The sequence below is a fragment of the Niallia yueguangensis genome (assembly GCF_052663115.1).
Genome location: NZ_JBQTCX010000003.1, coordinates 172,736 through 192,110, shown reverse-complemented (window position 1 = coordinate 192,110; position 19,375 = coordinate 172,736). Strand labels below are relative to the sequence as shown.

General features: G+C 34.5%; 22 protein-coding genes. 9 read left to right on the top strand and 13 right to left on the bottom strand.

Annotated elements, in window-relative coordinates:
- Nucleotides 1-4 precede the first annotated feature (4 nt).
- Nucleotides 5-1,657 carry an alkaline phosphatase gene (locus tag ACTYA4_RS04185; protein WP_443480347.1) on the top strand — a complete coding sequence of 551 codons (1,653 nt, stop codon included), beginning with the start codon at nt 5-7 and terminating at the stop codon, nt 1,655-1,657.
- A 68-nt stretch (nt 1,658-1,725) separates the two neighbouring features.
- On the opposite strand, the gene ACTYA4_RS04180 is transcribed toward ACTYA4_RS04185, so the two are convergent.
- The 3 genes from ACTYA4_RS04180 to ACTYA4_RS04170 form a co-directional block, all read right to left on the bottom strand.
- Nucleotides 1,726-2,568: a TIGR03943 family putative permease subunit gene (locus tag ACTYA4_RS04180; protein WP_443480346.1), complete on the bottom strand. Its 843-nt coding sequence runs from the start codon at nt 2,566-2,568 to the stop codon at nt 1,726-1,728.
- Nucleotides 2,569-2,581: 13 nt separating this feature from the next.
- Entirely contained in the window at nt 2,582-3,448 is an 867-nt protein-coding gene (locus ACTYA4_RS04175) for a permease (RefSeq protein WP_443480345.1), read from the bottom strand.
- 190 nt (nt 3,449-3,638) lie between these two features.
- On the bottom strand, nt 3,639-4,349 hold the full coding sequence (locus tag ACTYA4_RS04170; RefSeq protein WP_443480344.1) for a DUF542 domain-containing protein: 711 nt from the start codon (nt 4,347-4,349) through the stop codon (nt 3,639-3,641).
- Nucleotides 4,350-4,606: 257 nt separating this feature from the next.
- On the opposite strand from ACTYA4_RS04170, the gene ACTYA4_RS04165 reads away from it, so the two are divergent.
- Together ACTYA4_RS04165 and ACTYA4_RS04160 are read left to right on the top strand one after the other, a co-directional pair.
- Nucleotides 4,607-4,813: a TOBE domain-containing protein gene (locus ACTYA4_RS04165; RefSeq protein ID WP_443480343.1), complete on the top strand. Its 207-nt coding sequence runs from the start codon at nt 4,607-4,609 to the stop codon at nt 4,811-4,813.
- 360 nt (nt 4,814-5,173) lie between these two features.
- A complete protein-coding gene (locus ACTYA4_RS04160) occupies nt 5,174-6,073 on the top strand; it encodes an SDR family oxidoreductase (protein ID WP_443480342.1) in 900 nt (299 codons plus the stop codon).
- A gap of 197 nt (nt 6,074-6,270) precedes the next feature.
- On the opposite strand, the gene ACTYA4_RS04155 is transcribed toward ACTYA4_RS04160, so the two are convergent.
- The 6 genes from ACTYA4_RS04155 to ACTYA4_RS04130 all read right to left on the bottom strand — a co-directional run bounded on the left by ACTYA4_RS04155 (nt 6,271) and on the right by ACTYA4_RS04130 (nt 10,061).
- Entirely contained in the window at nt 6,271-6,408 is a 138-nt protein-coding gene (locus ACTYA4_RS04155; protein WP_443480341.1) for a hypothetical protein, read from the bottom strand.
- 402 nt (nt 6,409-6,810) lie between these two features.
- Nucleotides 6,811-7,035, bottom strand: a complete 225-nt coding sequence (locus ACTYA4_RS04150) for a hypothetical protein (protein WP_443480340.1) — start codon at nt 7,033-7,035, stop codon at nt 6,811-6,813.
- A gap of 342 nt (nt 7,036-7,377) precedes the next feature.
- Nucleotides 7,378-8,055 (bottom strand): hypothetical protein, encoded by a 678-nt coding sequence (locus ACTYA4_RS04145; RefSeq protein WP_443480339.1) that lies wholly within the window; start codon nt 8,053-8,055, stop codon nt 7,378-7,380.
- Nucleotides 8,055-8,795, bottom strand: a complete 741-nt coding sequence (locus ACTYA4_RS04140) for a hypothetical protein (RefSeq protein ID WP_443480338.1) — start codon at nt 8,793-8,795, stop codon at nt 8,055-8,057. The genes ACTYA4_RS04145 and ACTYA4_RS04140 overlap by 1 nt, the downstream gene beginning before the upstream one ends.
- Nucleotides 8,776-9,678, bottom strand: coding sequence for an ABC transporter ATP-binding protein (locus ACTYA4_RS04135; protein WP_445505522.1), 903 nt, complete (start codon nt 9,676-9,678; stop codon nt 8,776-8,778). The genes ACTYA4_RS04140 and ACTYA4_RS04135 overlap by 20 nt, the downstream gene beginning before the upstream one ends.
- Nucleotides 9,675-10,061, bottom strand: a complete 387-nt coding sequence (locus ACTYA4_RS04130; protein WP_443480335.1) for a GntR family transcriptional regulator — start codon at nt 10,059-10,061, stop codon at nt 9,675-9,677. The genes ACTYA4_RS04135 and ACTYA4_RS04130 overlap by 4 nt, the downstream gene beginning before the upstream one ends.
- 192 nt (nt 10,062-10,253) lie before the next feature.
- Here ACTYA4_RS04130 and ACTYA4_RS04125 point away from each other — a divergent pair, with 192 nt between their 5' ends.
- Complete coding sequence (locus tag ACTYA4_RS04125) at nt 10,254-11,018, top strand: MerR family transcriptional regulator (RefSeq protein ID WP_443480334.1); 765 nt, start codon at nt 10,254-10,256, stop codon at nt 11,016-11,018.
- 221 nt (nt 11,019-11,239) lie between these two features.
- Here ACTYA4_RS04125 and ACTYA4_RS04120 read toward each other — a convergent pair whose 3' ends face one another.
- From ACTYA4_RS04120 to ACTYA4_RS04110, 3 genes are all read right to left on the bottom strand, one after another.
- A complete protein-coding gene (locus ACTYA4_RS04120; protein ID WP_443480333.1) occupies nt 11,240-12,010 on the bottom strand; it encodes a TSUP family transporter in 771 nt (256 codons plus the stop codon).
- 181 nt (nt 12,011-12,191) lie between these two features.
- Nucleotides 12,192-12,482, bottom strand: a complete 291-nt coding sequence (locus ACTYA4_RS04115) for a TauD/TfdA family dioxygenase (protein ID WP_443480332.1) — start codon at nt 12,480-12,482, stop codon at nt 12,192-12,194.
- A complete protein-coding gene (locus tag ACTYA4_RS04110; protein WP_443480331.1) occupies nt 12,470-12,841 on the bottom strand; it encodes a hypothetical protein in 372 nt (123 codons plus the stop codon). The genes ACTYA4_RS04115 and ACTYA4_RS04110 overlap by 13 nt, the downstream gene beginning before the upstream one ends.
- A gap of 175 nt (nt 12,842-13,016) precedes the next feature.
- Here ACTYA4_RS04110 and ACTYA4_RS04105 point away from each other — a divergent pair, with 175 nt between their 5' ends.
- The 5 genes from ACTYA4_RS04105 to ACTYA4_RS04085 all read left to right on the top strand — a co-directional run bounded on the left by ACTYA4_RS04105 (nt 13,017) and on the right by ACTYA4_RS04085 (nt 17,511).
- Nucleotides 13,017-13,799: a TrmB family transcriptional regulator gene (locus ACTYA4_RS04105; protein ID WP_445505521.1), complete on the top strand. Its 783-nt coding sequence runs from the start codon at nt 13,017-13,019 to the stop codon at nt 13,797-13,799.
- A 344-nt stretch (nt 13,800-14,143) separates the two neighbouring features.
- Complete coding sequence (locus tag ACTYA4_RS04100) at nt 14,144-14,482, top strand: metal-sensitive transcriptional regulator (protein WP_443480329.1); 339 nt, start codon at nt 14,144-14,146, stop codon at nt 14,480-14,482.
- Nucleotides 14,483-14,495: 13 nt separating this feature from the next.
- Nucleotides 14,496-14,702, top strand: a complete 207-nt coding sequence (gene copZ, locus ACTYA4_RS04095; protein WP_443480328.1) for a copper chaperone CopZ — start codon at nt 14,496-14,498, stop codon at nt 14,700-14,702.
- 126 nt (nt 14,703-14,828) lie between these two features.
- On the top strand, nt 14,829-17,273 hold the full coding sequence (locus ACTYA4_RS04090) for a heavy metal translocating P-type ATPase (RefSeq protein ID WP_443480327.1): 2,445 nt from the start codon (nt 14,829-14,831) through the stop codon (nt 17,271-17,273).
- A gap of 100 nt (nt 17,274-17,373) precedes the next feature.
- The gene (locus tag ACTYA4_RS04085; RefSeq protein WP_443480326.1) at nt 17,374-17,511 is read left to right on the top strand and encodes a hypothetical protein; all 138 of its coding nucleotides are present in this window, start codon (nt 17,374-17,376) and stop codon (nt 17,509-17,511) included.
- A 102-nt stretch (nt 17,512-17,613) separates the two neighbouring features.
- Here ACTYA4_RS04085 and katA read toward each other — a convergent pair whose 3' ends face one another.
- The gene (gene katA / locus ACTYA4_RS04080; protein ID WP_443480325.1) at nt 17,614-19,068 is read right to left on the bottom strand and encodes a catalase KatA; all 1,455 of its coding nucleotides are present in this window, start codon (nt 19,066-19,068) and stop codon (nt 17,614-17,616) included.
- Nucleotides 19,069-19,375: the final 307 nt, after the last annotated feature.

The following is a 19,375-nucleotide window of genomic DNA, read 5'->3' as shown; positions in this document are numbered from 1 at the left end:
GGTCATGAAAAAGAAATTATTAGGTGTTACGCTAGCAGGTGCAGTAGCGCTCGGATCATTTGGATTTGGAAATGGATTAGAAGCAGAAGCGAAAGCGTCAAAGAAAATGCCGAAAGAGCCAAAAAACGTTATTATGATGGTGATGGATGGGACAAGCTCTAGTGCGACAACGTTAGCTCGTTGGTATAAGGGCAAACCGCTACATATGGATAAATTAATGGCAGGTGGAGTACGTGCTTATTCAGCAGAATCAGCAATTACCGATTCAGCTCCAGCAGCAACAGCATTAGCAACTGGCAACAAATCAAACTCAGGGTATATCGGTGTATTACCATCTTTAGTCAACACACCAGGTGTGAAACCTGTATCTAAAAATAAACAATATAGCCCAGTAGCAAATGTTCTTGAAGGGGCGAAATTAACTGGTCGTGCAACAGGTATTATCGCTACATCTGAGATTCAGCACGCAACACCAGCTGGATTTTCTGCTCACCATTATGATCGCGGCAACTTTGAAGTGCTTGGTGAACAGCAAGTTTATCAAAATATTGACGTCGTGTTAGGTGGAGGAAAACAATCTCTTTTACCAGGTGAGGGAGAAAAGAGCCGCAAAGATGGCGAAGATCTTGTGAAAGTAATCAACAAAAAAGGTTATGACTTCGTTGAAACAAAAGATGAGTTAATGAAATCAAAATCAAGAAAAATTTGGGGTGCTTTCGCTGATCGTGATTTAGCAAATGATATGGATCGCAAACAAACAAAGCCAGAACAGCCAACATTATCTCAAATGACGGATAAAGCGATTAAAACATTATCAAAAGATAAAGATGGATTCTTCTTATTTGTCGAAGGAAGCAAGCCTGACTGGTCTGCACATGGAAATGAGCCTATAGGCATGCTAAGTGAAGTTTTAGCATTTGACGAAGCGGTTGGAAAAGCAGTTGAATTTGCGAAAAAAGATGGCAACACGATGGTTATTGCTGTATCAGACCACGGTAATAGCGGTCTTTCCATCGGAAACGCCAACACAACAAAAGGTTATGATACAACGCCTGTATCCGCTTATATCAATCCATTGAAAAAAGCGAAAATGACGATGGAAGGTGTTTTAGCTTCTTTAAATGAGGATTTATCTAATAAAGAAGAAGCAGCTGCTTTATATGGGTTAGATAACTTAACTGCTGATGAAAAAGCACAGTTAGATGCAGCCCAAGATAAAAAGGCAATTGGTGCTACATTACCTAAATTGTTAGCAAATCGTGCAAACCTTGGATTTACAACAGGCGGACATACTGGTGAAGATATGTTCCTATATTCTTATGGCGTTAAACGTCCAGTTGGTCACTTTGACAACACTGATATTGCAAAACATATGGCAAAATCAATGAACTTTGATTTAAACAAGTTAACAAATCAACTATTTATTCAAGCAGATAAAGCATTTAAAAACGCTAAAGTAACAGTTGATTCTAAAGACCAAAATAATCCAGTACTTGTTGTCAAAACAAACAAACGCACCGTTAAATTCCCAGTGAATAAAAACATTGCGATTGTAAATGGAAAACAAATTCAAATGAAGAGCGTCGTTGTACAAGATAAAAACGGTCGATTCTTTGTGTCAAAACAAGCGCAAGACATCGTGAAAAAAGGTAAATAAGATATTTTTTCAGCAGCAAAAGCCTTTCATCTCTCTGAAAGGCTTTTGCTATTTTAATAGAATAATATTTAATTTCGTCTATACACATAAGGATCTTCCGGCTGTGCAACTTTTTTCCATGTGGTTACTTTTAGAACGGGAATTGTTTTTTTGAAAGGTTGATAGTAGATGGTTTCCAACTTCCCTGATACTTCTAACCATTCATCATTTTTTGTTTTCAACTCATCAGGAAGATCCAATAGCATACCGTAAACACCTGAGTCCGCAATACAATGGATAATGCCGAATCGCAGCAAAAAGGCTTGATTTGCATCTAACTCTTTTTCGCGATAAGAAAATCCTGTGATGGTTACTTGCTTATCGATAAATTGGCCTGGATAGTTATAGATTGTCTCTAAATCATTTAAGAAATTTTGTTCGTTTAAAGTAATCGTGTCTTTGTTGTTAAGCTTTTTAAGCCCGGTATCCATCAATTCTCTATACCCTTCTTTTCCATAATATCCACTTGTATCTGGCTGGAGAAACTGATGCTGGCTATATTCATCTCCTTCCGCGTACACTGGGAAAGTCAGCCCTTTTTTAGCGACAATATTAGAATCTAATGTAGCAACAGGCAAAAAAAGACCTGTAATAACCGGTGTTAATAAAACTAAAAATGTAAAGCCTCTTTTCCACCATGTGTTTTCCTCTTTCGCATGATCATGGCCACAATGATCACTGCAATCTTCATGAGCAGAATTGTCCCGTTTTATATAAAAGTAAATACAGATTAAGGTGAAAAAGATACAAATATAAATAGCTGACTCTGAAATATAGGCATATTTCATATTTATATATTTTGATATATTGCCAGAAGCATGAAGGTGGAAAAATAAATAAGTGAATCCGATAAGGACAAATATACGAAACATAAACAAGCCCCCTTTATAAAAAGATGGTTAAAAGTAAAACAGTGATCGTTATACACGCTGTTAATAGCAAAACAAATTTACTTTTAAATGTACTTAATAACATGAACGTATTTTTGATGTCTAACATTGGTCCAAAAACTAAAAAGGCTACGATGGAACCAGTTGAAAAGCTGCTTCTAAAACTAGAAGCAACAAAAGCATCCGCTTGGGAACATAGACTCAACACGTATGCTAATCCCATCATGACTAGATGAGAAGATACAGGTCCATTTCCAATCGAAACAAGGGTGGATGTTTTAATAAAAGTTTGCACAGCCGCCGCGATAAAGGAACCAATTACCAAGTATTTGCCTACGGAAAAGAATTCATCAATAGAATGCTTAAGCATAGCGACCAGTCTGTCTTTAAAAGAATGATAATGCGTATGATGGGATTCTTTATTTTTTAACGGAGAGCTTTTTATCATCATTTTTAAAAGAAGTCCTACAATAATAGAAACTAGTAAAGCAAATCCTCCCCGATATAATACCATGGTCCAGCTGTTTCCAAAGGCAATATAGGTTGAAAACAGTACGATAGGATTAATAATTGGCCCCGTCATCATAAAAGCAATCGCAGCAGGCAAAGAAACTCCTTTTAAAATTAATCTTCTTGTAATGGGAACAATACCACATTCACATGCAGGTATAATACTGCCTAGCAGGGACGCAACAATTACGGCTAAAATAGTATTTTTCGGCATAATTTTTGCAATCAATTCTTCCGACACAAAAATTTGAATAATGCCGGATACAATGACGCCAATTAAGATAAATGGAAGTGCCTCAATGATAATGCTGATAAATATAGTATTCATTTGCAACAATGTCTGCGTATTCATAAACATCTCCTAATGTCAGTAAGTTTAAATAAACAGAATGATAACAAAGTATAGCATGTTTAAATGAAGATTAAATGAAAATTGGATAAGTAATTTCTGGTTAAAGTAGTTATTGGTATGCAAAAGGAAAAAGGAGTGTGTCCCAAAAGTATAACTTTTAGGACACACTCCTTTATTAGCTTACAATTTTCTATAATGCTTTTTCCAATGTCTTAGGAAATAAAACTGAGTTTTCTAAATCAAATAGTTGGAAAACCTCTGATTCTAAAGCCTCTAATCGTGTATTTACTACTCGTTGTGTTGCACATGAACCTTCCGGTGGTGTATATTGGTTTGTTACTTCTCGAAGTTCTTGGAAAAGGTTTCGAACAAAAGTATGTGATTGTTTTGCTTTTTCGATCGATTCTTGAAGCTGAACTGTCATATCGTTTGACTCTTCATTTTGAGATGCTAAAAGGAGCGGGAAATCGATAGTATCTTCTCGAATCATTTGCTGTTCTAATTCTATTCTGATTTCATGGAATAGTTTATGAAGTGAATAAATGTGAGGGTTTTTGGCTCCATGAGCTCGTAACATTTTCGTTAAGTATGGACTTAATTGTGGCAATTCATCATTTAAATAGCCGTGATGTTTTATCCGAATATAGTCAATTAATTCTTTACTAGAAGCAGTTTGGTCATCGATGCTTTTTTCTGCTAATGATTTCGTAACATAGTACAATGTATTTAGTTTTGTGATAATTTCATCGGCAGGAAGGTTGGCTTCAGTTATTGCTGCTTGCAGTTGCCTGTTGCCTCCACAACAGTAATTTATTTCGTATGATTTTAAAATATCTGTTGCTTTCGGCAACTGTGTGACAATATCACGAATGATTGAACTTCCTGTAAAAACAGCTTCCATTCTTATCCCTCCAAAAATTTATTTTACATACCTTTTTATCATAACGTTCATTCTGGAATAAGGCAGTGATAAAAATCACAATGCATCATTTTTCTGATTATTCAAAAATGTAAAAATGTTGAATTTTTTAGTAGAATTCCTCTAAATTTCACATAATTTGTAGAAACGTTCACTAAATTGTCATAATTTAATAGAAAATTCAGAAAAATATAATATATACTAAACTTGTAAATATATATTAATAGGGGGAATTCAAAATGAAAATTAGTGCAAGAAACCAATTAGAAGGAAAAGTATTATCAGTAACAGAAGGTGCGGTTAACGCAAAAGTAGATGTAGATTTAGGAGAAGGCAAAGTTATTACGTCTATTATTTCAATGGACGCTGTAAAAGAACTAGGATTAACAGAAGGTTCATCTGTAACAACATTAATTAAAGCTTCTAATGTGCTATTAATGGCATAGTGAAGAAAAATAGGTCCTTATTTACTAATAGGGACCTTTTTTTTGTTTAGGCTGTTTTCGTATAGATTGTTGCTTTTAAACGGGCAGCCTAAATACACTTCGTCCGTTTAGCGAGCGTCGAGCCTCCTCGTCGCATTCGCTCTGCTTAAGTCTCGTCTTTCTCGCATTCCCACAGGAGTCTACGTGTATTCAGTCTGCTGAGTACTTATTCTCCTATTTTTTACTTAAAAAATAACAAACTTTGAGAAAACAGCCTTTGTTTATCACTGCTTTTCCTTAATCATTTGATGTAGTTCTTTCACCCATTTCATGTTATTGAATATACTGATTTCAGTATTTATGAAGAGGGAGGAGACAAGGATGAACCCAAAGTATCCTTATATCGGATCGGAAAAAATATGTGAAGAAGTGCCAATTACTTTTCCGGCTCAGCAGCAGTATCATCAGCCAGGGTTGGAATATTTGATGGTTCCTCGTCCGATCTATGATAACCCAAACTATAAAGGAACAGGAAAGTTAAAAGATAGGGTAGCTGTTATAAGTGGTGGAGACAGCGGAATTGGCAGAGCTGTTGCAGTTGCCTTTGCGAAAGAAGGCGCCACGATCGTTATTGCTTATTTTGATGAGCATAAAGATGCGAAGGAAACAAAAGCTGCTGTAGAGAAGTTAGGGAGACCTTGTGTTTTAATACCAGGTGATTTAAGAAAAAAAGAACATTGTCAATATGTGGTGGAAACGACAGTTCATCTTTTCGGCAAAATAGATGTTTTAATCAATAATATAGGCGTTCAATTCGTCCAAAATAATTTGGAAGATATATCGGACGAACAATTAAAGAATACATTTGATACGAATATTATGTCTTTTTTTCATCTAACAAAAATAGCACTTCCTCATATGTCAAATGGAAGCAGCATTGTCAGTACGACATCGGTGAATGCGTATATTGGGCGGGACAATTTAATCGATTATTCCGCTACAAAAGGAGCGATTGTCAGCTTTACTAGAGCGTTGGCAAATAATGTGGTCGATAGAGGAATTCGCGTGAATGCAGTAGCTCCAGGCCCTATTTGGACACCATTGCAGCCTGCGACTCAGCCACCTGAAAGCATCAAGCATTTTGGCACAGACGTACCGATGAAACGAGGCGGTCAACCATATGAGCTTGCACCCGTTTATGTGCTTTTAGCATCAGACGATGGTTCTTATATAACCGGGCAAACGATTCATGTAAACGGAGGGCAAATGGTAACGACATAAACAAGTAGTGTTTCGGTAGTACAATAGTTATTGCTCATCTATAATCCATGCATAAAAACATATAGTATTTATCCTCTAAGATAGTCTATTGTGGCTGTCTTTTTTATCATTTGCAGCAGATAATCTTCTGTTGGCGCACTCGACTGCCTTCTCTAAACAAAAAAAGAAAGGAAAATAAATGATCTTTACAGATGCATTTAATTTTCCTTTACTTCATTTTCTTTCTTTTCCACTTCTTCTAGCAATTGTGATTGCCATCCATAAAGTTCATTAATTTCACTTACTACTTTATTTAAGAAATCATCTGTAATAACGTCTTCTCTTTCGATATTCATATAATCACCTCTTTCTTTATTTGTAGTGTTAGTATTAATCTGAAATGATGGGTTTATACAGTATCATAGTGAAAATACTATATTGGATTGGGAATGATGTGGGTAAAGCATAGGATATATTTTGAATATTTTTATAAACAAGAAGGGAAACGGTTATTTTTTATTCACTGTAATAGAACTTGCTGAAAGTTCTATTTGGGGTGTTTAAGTAAATGTAATGAAGTAATACCTTTTGTAAGAGGTTCAATTTAGATAACTCCTACTATTATTATACACTAAAATATCGAAAAATTCACAATTTTTTCGAAAAATAATAAAAATATTTGCTAATTATTTAGTGAAAAAAGCTTGCTCTAAATAGGACAGAGCAGCTGTCAGCTTAGCGTGTTATCAACCGAGTTTTTACCGGTATTTGTAAACATAAAGTTTTTCTGCAAAAAAACTGACGATTAGACCAATAATAAAAGGAAGAATTGACCCAGTTGAAACGAAGAAACCATTTGCGTTATCTGTATATTCCTGATGAAGCATTAACCAAGGAATAGTAAACACATATCCTACTAAAAAAAGCAGACCTGTCGTTAAAACAAACGTTGGGAAGGTAAAGATAAATCTTTTACATTTCATTTGAACACTTCCTCATCACATTTTATTGTATATATTTTCGATTATCTTTTTAGAAGGCGGTTTTCTCAAAGTTTGTTGTTTTTCACTTAAAAAAATGGGAGAAAAAGTACTCAGCAGACTGAATACACGTAGACTCCTGTGGGAATGCGAGAAAGACGAGACCCCACAGGAGCGTATGCGACGAAGAGGCTCGACGCTCGCCCACGGAAAGCGAAGTGTATTCAGGCTGCGAGTTTAAAAGCAACATTCTATACGAAAATAGCCTTTTAGAAACAAGCACAATCCCTAGTAAATAAACATTTTTTTTCAGGGCTGACCAAGGGAAGTGAGTCTTTCTTACTACTATTCGCCAACATAATTTACTGCGTCGTCCCCTGTTATTGTTAAATGACTCGGAACACGAAGATAAAGAATATCATTCCCATGAAAATTATTTATTAATTCATTAAAAGTCGCTTCATCTTCTTTAGAAAATTGTGTTAGGAGAAAATCCTTTTTAAAAGTAGATATGTTCAATTTCGTTTGTTCTGGTTCTTTTATATATAGTTTATTGTTTTTAAATGTCAAATGATAGGAAGGAACATTCTCCATTATATTTTTGTCCTTTAGGATCACTTTTGTACGATATAGCATACATTCGAGATCCGTAGCATTCCTATTTTTTTCCACAAAAACAGAATAATCTCCAACTTCTAATGAGCTTAAATCAATGCTTGTATCCGATAATGAAAAATTCCACTTTTCCTTTAAAAAGGCACCTTCGTATTTGTCTAGCGTTCCTTCTTGTGCAGACTCATAAAAATCGTCGAATGCAGCATTAGCATTTGTATTACTTATAGAAGGTGATGGTATAAATTTTTTTGCAGGAAGCAAGTAATAAGCAATGCCTGATAGGAGCAGCACGCCAAAATATCCAATGATGATCATTCGCATTGCACGATAATGAGAAAACTGAGGCATGGAGCCACGTAAGAAAAATAGACAGATAAAAATGATGAGTAAAATAGACAGCCACATCATTAATTTTTCACCTCAAGTCTTGATAAAATAAGTAATACAAAACACCAAATAATTCCTGATGCAGCAATTGTTTTTACTGTGAATATTATTAATGAATGTTCATGTATAAAATATTCTACAAAACTAGCAGTATTTACATTGCTTCCTTCTAAGATGAAGAGACCGATAACTAGTGCTGGGAGAATGACAACAAATGCTTTACTCAGCTGGACAAGGCTACCCATAAAAAACCCAATCGAACTTGCTAAAAAAACATATAAAAAAAGGATAAACATACTAAGCAGCAATTCAGAAAAAGAAATATAAAAATTATCCCATAATAAAAAGTCACTATTCTTGGTGAAAAAAATAAGAACATGGAATAAAAGCCCTGTACATAATGCACTAACACTGGCAATAATACTTTGAAAAAAAATAAAAAGAAGAGTAGAGAAATAACTCGCCAAACGATTGGAAACTAGCGTAAAATCATAGTTCCTGAATTTTCTTCCTCCATAAGAAATACAAGTAAACAATGCCCATAGTATTGTTAAAGTAATAATAAAAGCATTTGAGTATACTTTTGCTTCAACGGAAAGAAGGTTGTTGCCAGTTGCCCATGATGAAATATTAGTAAAACTAAAAAATAATGCCAAAAGTTGAATAGCAATTAACTGAAAAAAACTGCTGGTATTGCAGCGGAATTTATAAAAAAACTGCTTTTTTACAACAGAAAACATGCTAGATTCGTTTAAATACATTATCAATTCCTCCTTTATTTTCGGAAGTAAGATATACACAAAGCTCATTTGTTGAAATAGAAGACAGTTCAATACCTAAGCCTCTTAACTGATGGATCCTTGCTTCCGTAAAGTCATTTTTAATCGCAGCATAACAGCTGTTTACTCCAATTGTTTCAAAATAGAGGACGTCTTCGTTTTTTATGACCTCGTTTATAACTTTCTGCTCTCCTTTAAGTCCAATGCCATATTCCTTCAAATCTGTTACAGGCAAGTGAAGAATTTTCTCGCCATTATTTATAAGTAAAACGTCTTCTAACATATCATCGATCTCATTTAAGAGGTGACTAGAAAGAATAATCGACCGTGGATGCTGGATATAATCTTTTAATAAAGCACGGTAAAAGTCTTGACGGACTGCAGCATCCATCCCTGTTGTTGGCTCATCAAATATTGTTAAAGGACAACGAGCAGCTAAACCGATAATCATATTAAAGGTGCTTTTCATTCCTTTCGATAGCTTATGGTGCAGCGTTTTTGGATGAAAAGAAAAATAATCAAATAATCCTTTGGCTAGCGGGTCGTTCCAATTTGCATAGAAGCTTTTAGCGTATTGAAATATTTCCGAAAGAGTTAAGGATGGGGGAAAGACCATTTGATCGTCTACAAAGATCATATTAGTAGATACCTTTAAGCTAGCATAAGGATCTTCTGAAAAAACTTTTAAGTCTCCTGCAGATTTTTTGTAATGTCCTGCAATCATTTTTAATAGAGTAGTTTTTCCTGCTCCATTGCGCCCGATTAGGCCGGTGATTTTGTTTTCTTCTATTGTAAAAGAAAGATTGTTGACTGCTGTATGATGCTTATATCGTTTCTCCAAGTTTTTGCACTTGACTACTATCATTCTTGTCCCTCCTTATATTGCTTCTTTACAGTATGAATCATGGTAATTAATTCGTCTTCTTCGACACCAAGTCTTTCAGCTTCTATTACAAGTTCCAACACCAATTTGTTCATAATTTGCTCCTTCCTTTTATTTAAGATCCATTGTCTTGCATTAGGGGATACAAACATTCCAAGACCTCTTTTCTTATAAAGAAGCCCTTCATCAGCAAGAATATTTAATCCTTTTGCTGCCGTTGCAGGATTAATATGAAACATTTCTGCAAGCTGGTATTGAGAATAGATTTTTTCATCATCTTTTATGTGTTCATTTAAAATTTCCGTTTCCAGCCATTCGGCAATCTGAACATAGATTGGTTTCATCCCATCATGATTAAGAATCAAAGGAACACCTCCTTATTACGTGAATTAGTACATTAGTGATGTAATGTAGTATATGTTAAGTTGGTGGAAAAATCCATATTTTTTTTAAATAAATGTTAAAAGAAGGATGGTAAATAATAAATAATTATGATAAAACCTATTTACATTCACGTTACGTAAACCCTTATGATGTAATTGTCAGGAGGTTAAATGATGGAGTACACCGTACAAAAGTTAGGGAAATTAGCGGGAGTAAGCACTAGAACATTAAGGTATTATGATGAAATTGGCATTCTTAAGCCGGCGAGAATCAATTCATCAGGGTATCGGATTTATGGGGAAAAAGAGGTCGACCGCTTGCAGCAAATTCTTTTTTACCGAGAGTTGGGAGTAAGTTTAGAAACAATCAAAAATATTTTGATGTCCCCGTCTTTTAATAGAGAAGATGCACTAAAAGAGCATCGACAAAAACTCCTGGCGAAACGAAAGCAGATGGATGCATTAATAAAAAATGTAGAAAAAACAATCGCTGCATCAGAAGGGAGAATAACGATGAGCAATAAAGAAAAATTTGCAGGATTTAAACAGAAGATGATAAAAGAAAATGAAGAGAAATACGGGAAAGAGATTCGCGAAAAATATGGGGATGAAAAGGTAGATCAATCTAATAGCAAGCTTATGAATATGACGGAAGAGGAATACGAACAAGTGACAAAGCTTGCTGAAGACGTAATGAAAACGTTAAGTGAAGCTTTTAAAACTGGCAATCCAGCAAGTGAGTTGGCGCAAAAAGCAGCGGACCTTCACAAACAATGGCTTACCTTTTATTGGACAGAATACAGCAAAGAAGCACATGCTGGCCTTGCCCAAATGTATGTTGATGATGAAAGATATACCGCTTATTATGATAAAGAGCAGCCAGGAATGGCGGAGTTTTTGAGGGATGCTATTTATTTTTATACAGGTGTAAAGAAGTAGAAAAAAGGAAAATCATTAAAATGTTGTTGAAATTTGAACTTTCCCCTTTTTTGTAGACAGTAAAAATAACAAAAGGATCTAAGCGGCTTTAGCTCTATGTTAAATAGAGCTAAAGCCGTTTAGTTGTTTTGGAAGTAGAATAAACTAAGTTTAAAAAATAAGCTTAAGAATATAAATAGGTCTATGTAATTGAACATAATATGACCCCTTTTATACCACTATTACATTATTTTTAAATAATCAAAAATATTTTTTCCAATTAAGAAGAAAGTAACTAAAATAAATAAAGCTCTTACATAAGTTACTCCTTTTTTTAAAGCAAAATTTGAACCAACTAAAGCACCCAAAATCATAGAAATACCCATTGGTATACCATATGAAAAATTAACCATGTCAAGAGCAATAAAGGTGATAAGTGCAGCGATGTTGCTTCCGAAATTTAAAAATTTTGCATTTCCAGCAGATTGTAAAAAGTCAAATCCAATAATAAGGAAAGCAAACAAAATAAATGAACCTGTACCTGCTCCTAGAAATCCATCATAAAAACCAATAGAAAATATTATGAGAGAAAAAAGAAAAGCTTTTTTTAAAGTTAGTTTTTTATAAGTTGATTCTTTACCCCAATTTTTCTTTAAAATTGTATAAATAGCTACAGCTATTAAAAGTACTAATACTAATGGTTTTAAAAACTCTGAAGAAATAAAGTTTACTACTAAAGCCCCTAATAAAGATCCTATGAAAACGAGAGGAAACAATTTAGCTACTAACTTGAAGTTGACTTTTCCTGATTTAATAAACGCAATCGTACTTGTTAAGGACCCCATTGAACTAGCTAACTTATTTGTTGCAATAGCTGTCGAAGGTGAAAAACCAGAAAATAATAAAGCCGGTATAGAAATTAAACCTCCACCTCCTACTACTGCATCAATGAAAGAAGCTAAAAATCCAAAACATACTAACAACAAAAGTGTATACATATTAATATCATCCAACTAAGCAACCTCCTAAGCGATACGAATAAGAACGGCTTAACTCCCTTTTTAAAAGTAAGTTGAGTCGTTCTATTTATTATTATTTTTGCAACTCTAACTCTATTTTTAAAGGTATACAAACATGGCTTTCAGTAGATCGACTTGCACTTGATTTATTAAAATCAACAACTGTAAACATTCTCTACAACCATCTATCTTTTCCATCATATTTTGGTTTAAAAGCTGTTCTAGCATGAGCTGCTAAATGATTATCTATAATAATAAGGTCACCAGGTGTTAAAACTATGCCAGAAGATACTTTGGATAAAGCTTTTTTTAGTTCTTCTAAAGCCCATTCAGCTTTATCATTAATTCCCTTCATTAAAGAACCGTAAATACATAAATTGGGTTTGACAATATTGCCTGACAATACGGATGTTTTAATAGATAAATTTGGTGAATTGAATGATGAAGGTGGACTTAATACATACAAAGGTTTTCTCCTAGATGCAACATGAATAAATATGATAAAAGTTTACTTACATTACTTTCTTTCTTTTTAGATGGCTCGCCATTATTTGGAGTATTAGGTAAATTTTCATCAATTGGTAGATTTCTGAATAAAATAGTTCCATATTTATTTTTTTCCCGTTTAAAGCTGATAAGATGATCAATTATTTTTTCAGGAAGCTTAAAGGATTCTCTTTCCAATTGATTCAAAGTGTAATTATCAATTTGATTTAAATCAAGATTAATAGAATTAATTAATGCGTATAACTCATCTTTTTCCTTATCAGTTAGAGTATAAATATTTGAATTTTTAAGCTCAGACTTTTCTAGAATTGAAATCATTTTATCCTCCTAATATTTCCTTTTTAGTTATTACTATAATAGTAACTAAAAAATAATTTCCTGTAAATAGTAAATTGCTTTTTTTACAATATCTTCATTTTTTGAATTTAAGTAATCCGAAACAAAAGTTTGATATGATAGGTATATAAGTTACTAATTTTACTGGGAGGAAATGATGAACGACATTATTCAGCAAATTCAATCTTTAGGTTTTAGTCAATATGAGGCAAAAGCTTATGTTTCTTTAGTTAAACAAGGACCGACAAGTGCTTATCAAGTGAGCAAAGAATCAGGCATTCCTAGGGCGCGTATATATGAAATATTAAATGGTCTTGAAGAAAAAGGAATTGTAATGAAAGAAGAAATTAATGAGTCTGTACAATATTCTCCATTACCAGTGGATGTATTTTTAGAATCTGTTCAGTCACAGTGGAAAAATACTTATGAATCTATAAGTGAGAAATTAAGACATTTGGAAAAAACGGAGCTTATACCAGACAATCGAGTTTTAACACTTAAAGGAAAAAGGCAAATTCTAGCTTTTTGCTGTACTTTAATACAAAAAGCTAAAAGAAAAGTAGTTGTTTCTATATGGGGACCAATGTATGAGGAGATTGAAAACGAGTTAAAAGATGTAAGAAAGCATGCTAATTTGAAAGGAATTGTGTTTCAAGTTGAAAACCCTTTACCAGAACTGAATGTACATAGACAAACAAGCTATGTTGATAATATTGGGAAAAATAAATGGTTTATTTTATCAATTGACGGGAAAGAAATGATATATGGACCATCTGTAGAAGAAAGAGCCACTGCCTTTTTAACAGATGACCCAATTCATATATACCTTTTGGAAAATTATATTTGGCACGATATTTTAGTTAATCGGTTAGTTAAAGAAAGTAAAGGTAATCATGATAAATGGATATCGAAGGAAAGAGAAGATTTCTTTTGTATTTAAAATAAAAAAACTTAAAGAAAAGGAGCTTTAGTTTAATAAAAGATTAAAGGAGAACACGTAGTATACATAACAAAATATGTACTCTCCTTTATTTTTCGTAATTGTAATAGTTATACAAGGGCTGTTTTTGGAGGTAGGTTAGTTATTAAAATTGGTAAGAAGATAGTTGTTGTGACTTCGATTAAGTAATGCTTTTCTAGAGCGCTAATATTTTTGTTTTATGTTTAAGAGAAAAATTCATCACTGACATAAATTTGTCAAAAAATAAGTAAACAGACTAATTGACTTATATACCATACAGGGGTATGATATATGTAAATAAGTTATACAAAGGGGTGCTTTTATTGGAGATAGAATTAAAGGAGAATCATGAGGATGAAACATCTTGTCATGAAACTAGCGAACGAAAAAGTCATCATTCCGATAAAGTAAAAAAAAATCTAGTTACCAGGCTCAATCGTATCGAAGGTCAAATTAGGGGAATAAAGGGTTTAATTGAAAAAGATACGTATTGTGATGATGTCATCACCCAAATAGCGGCAACACAATCGGCTTTAAACAGTGTTGCTAAAATTTTATTGGAAGGCCATATGAAGAATTGTGTGGTCGATCGCATCCAAGAAGGAGATATGGAAGTGCTAGATGAAGTATTAGTAACGATTCAAAAATTAATGAAAAAATAAGGAGTGTACTAAGATGGAAAAAGTAACGTTAAAAGTAGAAGGCATGTCATGCGGTCATTGTGTAAAAGCTGTAGAGAGCAGTGTAGGAGAGCTTTCAGGAGTATCAGCAGTAACGGTGAAGCTTGAAGAAGGACTTGTTGACGTAGCATATAACGAAGCAGAAGTAAGTTTGGATGCAATCAAAGAAGCAATTGATGATCAAGGTTATGATGTGAAGTAATCACTTGGTGAAAGGGGTTTATTTAGAGTCCCTTTAAAGACAATTTGGGGCTTAAACTTATGTACTAAGAAAGCCTCTTTCTTTTTCTATAAAATATACCCCATATAGGTATAAGGAGGTTTCAAAATGAGCGAAGCATTGCAGAGAAGTGAAGATAGAGGGCAAATACTAAAAGAAAATCAGTTTCAAATAACTGGTATGACCTGTGCAGCTTGTGCTACAAGAATTGAAAAAGGATTAAATAAAATGGAAGGAGTAACGGAAGCAACCGTTAACTTAGCATTAGAAAAAGCAACTGTTAAATATAATGAGGATCAATTAACTGCTAAAGATATTCAAGCAAAAGTGGAAGGACTTGGGTATGGTGTTGTGCAGGATAAGGCAGAACTTGCCATTACAGGCATGACGTGTGCAGCATGTGCCACCCGAATTGAAAAAGGTTTAAAAAAGTTGGAAGGCGTTAACGAGGCAAATGTAAATCTGGCATTGGAAAAAGCGACAGTTGAATATAATCCTTCTATTATATCCACAAAAGAAATTATCGGAAAAGTAGATAAACTAGGGTATGGAGCTAGCATAAAAAATGAAAAAAATGAGGAGGAAGTAAATGATTATCGGCAAAATGAATTAAAAAAACAGCAAAGAAAATTTATTGTCTCCCTTATTTTATCTTTGCCGCTATTATGGACAATGGTTGGTCATTTTCGTTTTACTTCTTTTCTATACGTTCCTGAAATTTTGATGAATCCATGGGTGCAATTGTTATTAGCAACACCTGTTCAGTTTATTATTGGAAAACAATTTTATATAGGTGCGTATAAAGCGATTAAAAATTATAGTGCAAATATGGATGTGCTTGTCGTATTAGGAACTTCCGCCGCTTATTTTTACAGCGTGTATTTAGCCTTTCAATCAATTGGTCATTATGGTCATACAGAAGGACTTTATTTCGAAACAAGTGCCGTTCTTATTACATTAATTATTTTAGGAAAAGTAATGGAAGCAAAGGCAAAAGGAAGATCATCTGATGCAATTAAAAAATTAATGGGATTGCAGGCAAAAACAGCTACTGTATGGCGAGATGGAGCAGAGAAGATCATTCCTCTTGAAGAAGTGACAGCAGGGGATATTGTGTTTGTCAAACCAGGTGAAAAAATTCCAGTCGATGGGGAAATAATAGAAGGAATATCAGCAGTTGATGAATCGATGATTACAGGGGAAAGCATTCCTGTAGATAAACAAACAGGAGACAGTGTAATTGGTGCATCGATTAATAAAAATGGTTTTATAAAAATAAAAGCAATAAAAGTCGGAAAAGAAACAGCCCTTTCTCAAATAATAAAAGTAGTCGAAGAAGCGCAAGGATCAAAGGCGCCGATTCAACGCCTTGCCGATACGATTTCAGGCGTTTTTGTACCAGTTGTTGTCGGAATAGCGGTACTTACGTTTTTCATTTGGTTTTTTGCAGTCGATCCTGGCAACTTTTCTGAAGCATTAGAAAAGCTAATTGCTGTTCTTGTGATTGCCTGTCCTTGTGCCCTTGGTCTCGCTACGCCAACGTCTATTATGGCTGGTTCAGGACGTGCAGCAGAATTCGGCATTCTTTTTAAAGGTGGAGAGCATCTAGAAATGACCCACAAGATTGATACAGTCTTGTTAGATAAAACAGGTACGGTGACAAATGGTGCTCCTGTATTAACGGATGTGCAAACAGTTTTAGATGAAGATTATTTTTTATCTCTAGTTGCGTCCGCAGAAAGTCAATCAGAACATCCATTGGCACAGGCAATTGTCAGCGGAGTAAAGGAAAAAAATATTCCACTAAAAATGGTATCTGCTTTTGAAGCTATACCTGGTTATGGCATAAAAGCAACAGTAGAGTCAGAAGAAGTCTTGGTCGGTACTCGCCGTTTAATGTGTAAAAATAATATTCCAATTGATTCCATTGTATTAGAAATGGATGCTTTAGAATCACAAGGAAAAACGGCAATGCTTGCTGCTGTAAATGGAAAGTTCGCAGGAATGGTGGCAGTGGCTGATACGATAAAAGAATCTTCAAAAGAAGCGGTGGAAAGAATAAAGCAACTCGGTGTAGATGTAATCATGATTACAGGGGATAATCAAAAAACAGCACAAGCAATTGCGGCACAAGCAGGCATTGAGCAAGTAATTGCCGAAGTGCTCCCAGAAGGAAAAGCAGAAGAAGTGAAAAAATTGCAAAAGCAAGGGAAAAAGGTAGCGATGGTTGGAGATGGAATCAACGATGCACCGGCACTAGCATTAGCAGATATAGGCATGGCGATTGGAACTGGAACAGATATAGCAATGGAAGCAGCTGATATTACATTAATCAGAGGAGATTTAAACAGCATTGCCGACAGCATTATGATGAGCAAAAAAACGATTCGCAATATTAAACAAAATCTGTTTTGGGCTTTCGCATACAATGTAATTGGCATCCCGATTGCCGCATTAGGCTTTTTAGCGCCATGGCTTGCTGGAGCTGCAATGGCTTTCAGTTCGATATCTGTTGTTTTAAATGCCCTTCGTCTGCAGCGGGTGAAATTGTAAAAGCAATTAGGTTTTATAAAAAAGTTCATAATTTAATACTCTTCTATCCATACTAATTTTGTACGTCTTAAAAATCTTATTATAGATGGAGGGAATAGCTATGGAGAAAGATAAAAAATCAGAATATGATAATCAATGGGCTACTGCTAATGTAGAGGTTACAGAAAGTTCAAAAGAAAATAAAAAAAGTGCAACAAATAATCAATGGGCGAATACAAATAAAAAATCAATGGAATAATGGTGTTTAAAGATGTCTTTGTGTACAAAATAGCAAACTTTTTAAGCTGATGAATCAAAGATAAAAAGCTTCCTGTTTGAAGGAAGCTTTTTATCTTTGAACTTATTTTACAGCTTTAGGTACGGTTAAACCTAGTCCTTCTGCAATGCGAGTTCCGTATTCAGGATCTGCTTTGTAGAAGTGGCCGATTTGGCGAAGTTTAATTTCATCTAATTCTACTGGTTTCATTGCGGCAACAATGTTTTCCACTAATCTTGTGCGTTCTTCTTTAGACATTAGACGGTATAAATCACCAGCTTGTGTGTAATGGTCATGATGATCGTATGCGACACTATCTGCCACACCGGATACTGCAAATGCTGTTGTTCTATCTTCAGCAGATTCAGTTGGTCCACCAAAACTGTTTGGTTCATAATAGACTGAACCGCCTCCGTTGCCATCAAAACGCATTTGTCCATCACGTTGGTAATGGTTTACAGGGCATTTTGGACGATTGATTGGCAATGCTTGATGGTTAGCTCCGACTCTGTAGCGATGTGCATCACTGTATGCAAATAAGCGACCTTGCAGCATTTTATCTGGAGATGCCTCAACGCCAGGCACGAATGTTCCAGGTGAGAATGTAGCTTGTTCTACTTCTGCAAAATAGTTTTCAGGATTGCGGTCAAGAACCATGCGGCCAACTTCGATTAATGGATAGTCTTTTTGTGACCATACTTTTGTTACATCAAATGGGTCGAAACGATATGTGTTTGCATCTTCTAATGGCATGATTTGTACATATAGCGTCCAAGCAGGGAAATCTCCTTTTTCAATCGCATTAAATAAATCTTCTGTGTGGTAATCAGGATTTTCACCAGCAATTTTAGCAGCTGCATCTACCGCTAAGTTTTTAATGCCTTGGTCTGTTTTAAAATGATATTTAATCCAGACAGCGTCTCCTTCTTTGTTCACCCACTTAAATGTATGGCTGCCAAATCCATGCATATGTCTTAATGTTGCTGGAATACCGCGGTCAGACATAAGAATTGATACTTGATGTAAAGATTCTGGAGAATGAGACCAGAAATCCCATACGGCAGTTGGATTTTTTAAATGTGTTTTTGGATCTCTTTTTTGTGTATGGATGAAATCAGGGAATTTAATCGCATCGCGAATAAAGAATACAGGTGTATTATTTCCAACAATATCGTAGTTCCCTTCTTCTGTATAAAATTTCACCGCGAATCCTCGAGGATCACGAACCGTATCTGCAGATCCAAGTTCACCAGCAACTGTAGAAAAACGAATAAACAACGGTGTTCTTTTACCAACTTCTGATAAAAAGTTGGCTTTCGTATACTTTGTTAAATCATTTGTTACTTCAAAATAACCATGTGCACCAGCACCTTTAGCATGAACGACACGTTCTGGAACACGTTCTCTATTAAAATGAGCTAATTTTTCGAGTAAATGAACATCTTGAATTAATGTTGGTCCACGATGCCCTGCCGTCATGGAGTTTTGATTATCACCAACAGGAGCTCCCCAACTTGTTGTTAGTTTATTATTTGTCATTTAAAATCACCTCATAATTTTTAATAATTTCTTTGTCTTAAATAATAATAGCATTTATAATAAAAAAATCAATACTACTTTATAATTATTATAAATAAAGTTATCGTAAGCAATTTGTAAAGACAAATTCATAATGATCAATTAGATGAATTACAATAATTTTCCACGTATATATAGAATAATAGAAAAGTAATAAATTTACTAACAAAAAGAGTTTGAAGGGTTAAATTCAATTATGTACAATCACCCAATTGGAAGTGCCAACATACCTTTATAAAAGAAAAGTTTTTTAAGAAGATGGTTACCT

Coding starts and splice junctions, on each gene's coding strand:
- ACTYA4_RS04165 (WP_443480343.1), top strand. CDS start 4,607: ATGAAAATTAGTGCAAGAAACCAATTAGAAGGAAAAGTATTATCAGTA.
- ACTYA4_RS04110 (WP_443480331.1), bottom strand. CDS start 12,841: ATGATTTCAATTCTAGAAAAGTCTGAGCTTAAAAATTCAAATATTTAT.
- ACTYA4_RS04150 (WP_443480340.1), bottom strand. CDS start 7,035: ATGAAATGTAAAAGATTTATCTTTACCTTCCCAACGTTTGTTTTAACG.
- ACTYA4_RS04090 (WP_443480327.1), top strand. CDS start 14,829: ATGAGCGAAGCATTGCAGAGAAGTGAAGATAGAGGGCAAATACTAAAA.
- ACTYA4_RS04185 (WP_443480347.1), top strand. CDS start 5: ATGAAAAAGAAATTATTAGGTGTTACGCTAGCAGGTGCAGTAGCGCTC.
- ACTYA4_RS04175 (WP_443480345.1), bottom strand. CDS start 3,448: ATGAATACGCAGACATTGTTGCAAATGAATACTATATTTATCAGCATT.
- ACTYA4_RS04170 (WP_443480344.1), bottom strand. CDS start 4,349: ATGGAAGCTGTTTTTACAGGAAGTTCAATCATTCGTGATATTGTCACA.
- ACTYA4_RS04145 (WP_443480339.1), bottom strand. CDS start 8,055: ATGATGTGGCTGTCTATTTTACTCATCATTTTTATCTGTCTATTTTTC.
- ACTYA4_RS04125 (WP_443480334.1), top strand. CDS start 10,254: ATGGAGTACACCGTACAAAAGTTAGGGAAATTAGCGGGAGTAAGCACT.
- katA (WP_443480325.1), bottom strand. CDS start 19,068: ATGACAAATAATAAACTAACAACAAGTTGGGGAGCTCCTGTTGGTGAT.
- ACTYA4_RS04085 (WP_443480326.1), top strand. CDS start 17,374: ATGGAGAAAGATAAAAAATCAGAATATGATAATCAATGGGCTACTGCT.
- ACTYA4_RS04105 (WP_445505521.1), top strand. CDS start 13,017: ATGAACGACATTATTCAGCAAATTCAATCTTTAGGTTTTAGTCAATAT.
- ACTYA4_RS04155 (WP_443480341.1), bottom strand. CDS start 6,408: ATGAATATCGAAAGAGAAGACGTTATTACAGATGATTTCTTAAATAAA.
- ACTYA4_RS04160 (WP_443480342.1), top strand. CDS start 5,174: ATGAACCCAAAGTATCCTTATATCGGATCGGAAAAAATATGTGAAGAA.
- ACTYA4_RS04140 (WP_443480338.1), bottom strand. CDS start 8,795: ATGTATTTAAACGAATCTAGCATGTTTTCTGTTGTAAAAAAGCAGTTT.
- ACTYA4_RS04135 (WP_445505522.1), bottom strand. CDS start 9,678: ATGATAGTAGTCAAGTGCAAAAACTTGGAGAAACGATATAAGCATCAT.
- ACTYA4_RS04180 (WP_443480346.1), bottom strand. CDS start 2,568: ATGTTTCGTATATTTGTCCTTATCGGATTCACTTATTTATTTTTCCAC.
- copZ (WP_443480328.1), top strand. CDS start 14,496: ATGGAAAAAGTAACGTTAAAAGTAGAAGGCATGTCATGCGGTCATTGT.